The sequence below is a fragment of the Pseudomonas sp. 43mfcvi1.1 genome (assembly GCF_900115935.1).
Taxonomy (GTDB): Bacteria; Pseudomonadota; Gammaproteobacteria; order Pseudomonadales; family Pseudomonadaceae; genus Aquipseudomonas; species Aquipseudomonas bijieensis.
Map to the genome: position 1 here is coordinate 1 of NZ_UETT01000031.1, position 3,045 is coordinate 3,045.

Below are 3,045 nucleotides of genomic sequence, written 5' to 3' on the forward strand. Positions count from 1 at the left end.
ACCACCTGATCCCATCCCGAACTCAGCAGTGAAACGATGCATCGCCGATGGTAGTGTGGGGTTTCCCCATGTGAGAGTAGGTCATCGTCAAGATTAAATTCCGAAACCCCTATCTGCTGATGCAGGTAGGGGTTTTGTTTTGCCCGCAGGAAAGTCATTTTGTGTTTCTATGCAACGGTCTTGCGCATAGCTATCATGCGGGCCTCATTATCAGGGCTCAGTCCGCATGCTCACGTTGCTAAAACTTCTGAAGGATGGTCGCTTTCATTCAGGGCAGGCGCTGGGTGCTGCGTTGGGTATCAGTCGTAGTGCTGTATGGAAGCAATTGCAGCACTTGGAGGCAGAATTAGGGCTGTCTGTTCATAAGGTTCGAGGTAGGGGGTATCAGTTGGCCAAGCCCCTGTTGCTTCTGGATGCCGCTGAGATCTGTGCAAAAGGTCTTCAGGAGTGGCCTGTCCATATCTTTGACTCTATCGACTCTACTAACGCCGAGGCGCTGCGTTTCATCGAGCGCGGGGTGGCGGCGCCATTCATGGTTTTGGCGGAACGACAGATGGCTGGCCGTGGTCGTCGTGGTCGTAAGTGGGTCAGCCCATTTGCCGAAAATCTCTACCACAGCCTGGTGTTACGCATTGACGGCGGCATGCGCCAGATCGAAGGGCTAAGCCTGGTCGTCGGACTTGCTGTCATGCACGCCCTGCGCGATATGGGCATCGCCGAGGCGGGGCTGAAATGGCCCAATGATGTCCTGGTGGGAGAGAAGAAGATCGCTGGCATTTTGCTTGAATTGGTGGGGGATCCCGCGGACGTTTGCCATGTTGTCCTGGGCGTGGGGATAAATGTGAATATGCAATCGACCGATGAGGTCGACCAGCAATGGACGTCCATGTGTCTTGAAGCGAGAAGGGATTTTGATCGAAATGAGTTGGTGGCACGATTGGGTGCGACGCTTCAGCACTATCTAAGGCTTCATCATGCGTCGGGATTTTCCGCAATACAGTCGGAGTGGGAGCAATACCATCTTTGGCAGGGGCGGGCTGTATCCCTGATTGCTGGTGTTAACAAAATTGACGGTATTGTGCTGGGTATCGATCACCAGGGTGCGTTGCGTTTGAAGGTAGAGGGTGTGGAAAAAAACTTTAGCGGTGGTGAGCTCAGTCTGAGGTTGCGTAATGATTCTTGAGCTTGACTGCGGCAATAGCTTTATCAAATGGCGTGTTCTTCAGGCTGACGGAGTGACGCCGGTCGAAGGTGGTGTGGTCAGCTCTGACAGCGATCTGTTGGCAAGTTTGAGCAATGCCGACAAGTTCCAGCTCAAGAAATGCCGTCTCGTTAGTGTGAGAACCCTGGAGGAGACAGACTCCTTGGTCGCCTCTTTGGTGGATGTGTTTGGGGTGTCGGTGGCGCGTGCTGTGCCTGCCCGGGAAATGGCCGGGGTAAGAAATGGCTACGAGGATTACGAGCGGTTGGGGCTCGATCGGTGGCTGGCCCTGCTTGGTGGGTTCCGTCTCGCTTCGGGCGCGTGCCTGGTGCTTGATTTTGGTACTGCCATTACCGCTGATTTTGTGGCGGCGGACGGTGAACATCTCGGTGGATTTATTTGCCCAGGCATGCCCCTGATGCGTAACCAATTGCGTACCCATACGCGAAGAATTCGCTATGACGATATAGCGGCGGAGCGAGCCCATGAGAGTCTCGCTCCAGGTCGTACGACTGTCGAGGCGGTTGAACGTGGTTGCATGCTGATGCTCCGAGGGTTTGTCCTGACTCAACTTGAATTGGCACAGCAGTATTGGGGAAAGGATTTCGTGGTGTTTCTCACCGGAGGGGACGCCAATCTGGTCTCGGGGGTTGTTCCTGATGCCAGGGTAGTGCCCGACCTGGTTTTTGTCGGTTTGGCGATGGCCTGTCCTTTGTCTTGAGGTTTCTATGCGGTGGCTGTTCCTGTTGTTGCTGGTTTTGAATGTCTTCTATTACATCTGGCATCAGCAGGAGGCCCCGCTTCGTGCCAAGGATGTGACTCCGCTGAGTTTGTACCGCGGCTCGCAGCAGGATATTCATCTTTTGAGCGAAACGGCGGATGCACTGGTCAGGCGTGACTTGGGTAAATCGAGTGAAGCGCAAAAAAACTGTGTTTACCTGGGTGGTTTCATTCGTCCGGAGCTGACCAGGCAGTTGGAGCTGCGTTTGGCTGCCTTGGGCGTCGTAGGTCGTCCTGCTGCATCGAGCTCGCCGAATCTCCCTGAGGGTGGGGGATTCTGGATTCAGGTTTCCCAGGAAAGCGCAGGGAAGGTGAATGAATCGTTGCTTCAAAACCTTTCTAAAGAATTCAATGAGTTAAAACATAAAATAATGCCATGCGAAGGGGTTGCACCCGCAGGGTAGTTTGCATAGAATGGCGCCCGCTTCGCAGCGAAGACCTTTAAAGGTAAGCGATACGAAGCGACGTCAACGCAGCTAACCTCAGGTTTTTAATGAGAAAATGCTTGACAGAAGGCTGGCATGATATAGAATGCCGGCTCGCTTAGGAGGGGTTCCCGAGCGGCCAAAGGGATCAGACTGTAAATCTGACGTCTACGACTTCGAAGGTTCGAATCCTTCCCCCTCCACCATTTTTAGCGTGAGCTGCAAGCTCCGCGGGTATAGTTTAGTGGTAGAACCTCAGCCTTCCAAGCTGATGATGCGGGTTCGATTCCCGCTACCCGCTCCAAGTTTGCAGATTGTGCAAAGTGTTTCGCTCTTGTAGCTCAGTTGGTAGAGCACACCCTTGGTAAGGGTGAGGTCAGCGGTTCAAATCCGCTCAAGAGCTCCATATTACAAGGCAGATATGAAAATATCTGCCTTTGTTTTAATGGCTTGTGTGACTCGCTAAATTCTTCTCCTAGGGGTGATTTCGATGGCTAAGGAAAAGTTCGAACGTAATAAGCCGCACGTCAACGTCGGTACCATTGGTCACGTTGACCACGGTAAAACCACGCTGACCGCTGCTCTGACCCGTGTCTGCTCCGAAGTTTTCGGTTCGGCCAAGGTTGACTTCGACAAGAT

At 53.2% G+C, this 3,045-nt stretch carries 4 protein-coding genes, 3 tRNA genes and 1 rRNA gene; all 8 read left to right on the forward strand.

Going from position 1 to position 3,045, the window contains the following annotated elements; genetic code table 11:
* Window positions 1-93: ribosomal RNA gene (gene rrf, locus DTP52_RS30930) — 5S ribosomal RNA — on the forward strand; the annotation flags it as partial.
* Between the two features lie 133 nt (window positions 94-226).
* The gene (gene birA / locus DTP52_RS30935) at window positions 227-1,183 is read left to right on the forward strand and encodes a bifunctional biotin--[acetyl-CoA-carboxylase] ligase/biotin operon repressor BirA (protein ID WP_025569668.1); all 957 of its coding nucleotides are present in this window, start codon (window positions 227-229) and stop codon (window positions 1,181-1,183) included.
* Complete coding sequence (locus DTP52_RS30940) at window positions 1,173-1,922, forward strand: pantothenate kinase (protein ID WP_109756661.1); 750 nt, start codon at window positions 1,173-1,175, stop codon at window positions 1,920-1,922. The genes birA and DTP52_RS30940 overlap by 11 nt, the downstream gene beginning before the upstream one ends.
* A 7-nt stretch (window positions 1,923-1,929) precedes the next feature.
* Complete coding sequence (locus DTP52_RS30945; protein WP_109756662.1) at window positions 1,930-2,385, forward strand: hypothetical protein; 456 nt, start codon at window positions 1,930-1,932, stop codon at window positions 2,383-2,385.
* A 142-nt stretch (window positions 2,386-2,527) separates the two neighbouring features.
* Window positions 2,528-2,612, forward strand: a tRNA-Tyr gene (locus DTP52_RS30950).
* A gap of 24 nt (window positions 2,613-2,636) precedes the next feature.
* A tRNA-Gly gene (locus DTP52_RS30955) sits at window positions 2,637-2,710 on the forward strand.
* Between the two features lie 26 nt (window positions 2,711-2,736).
* Window positions 2,737-2,812, forward strand: a tRNA-Thr gene (locus DTP52_RS30960).
* A gap of 84 nt (window positions 2,813-2,896) precedes the next feature.
* On the forward strand, window positions 2,897-3,045 hold a 149-nt coding region (locus DTP52_RS30965; protein ID WP_256573532.1), incomplete at its 3' end, for a GTP-binding protein.

Coding starts and splice junctions, on each gene's coding strand:
- DTP52_RS30945 (WP_109756662.1), top strand. CDS start 1,930: ATGCGGTGGCTGTTCCTGTTGTTGCTGGTTTTGAATGTCTTCTATTAC.
- birA (WP_025569668.1), top strand. CDS start 227: ATGCTCACGTTGCTAAAACTTCTGAAGGATGGTCGCTTTCATTCAGGG.
- DTP52_RS30940 (WP_109756661.1), top strand. CDS start 1,173: ATGATTCTTGAGCTTGACTGCGGCAATAGCTTTATCAAATGGCGTGTT.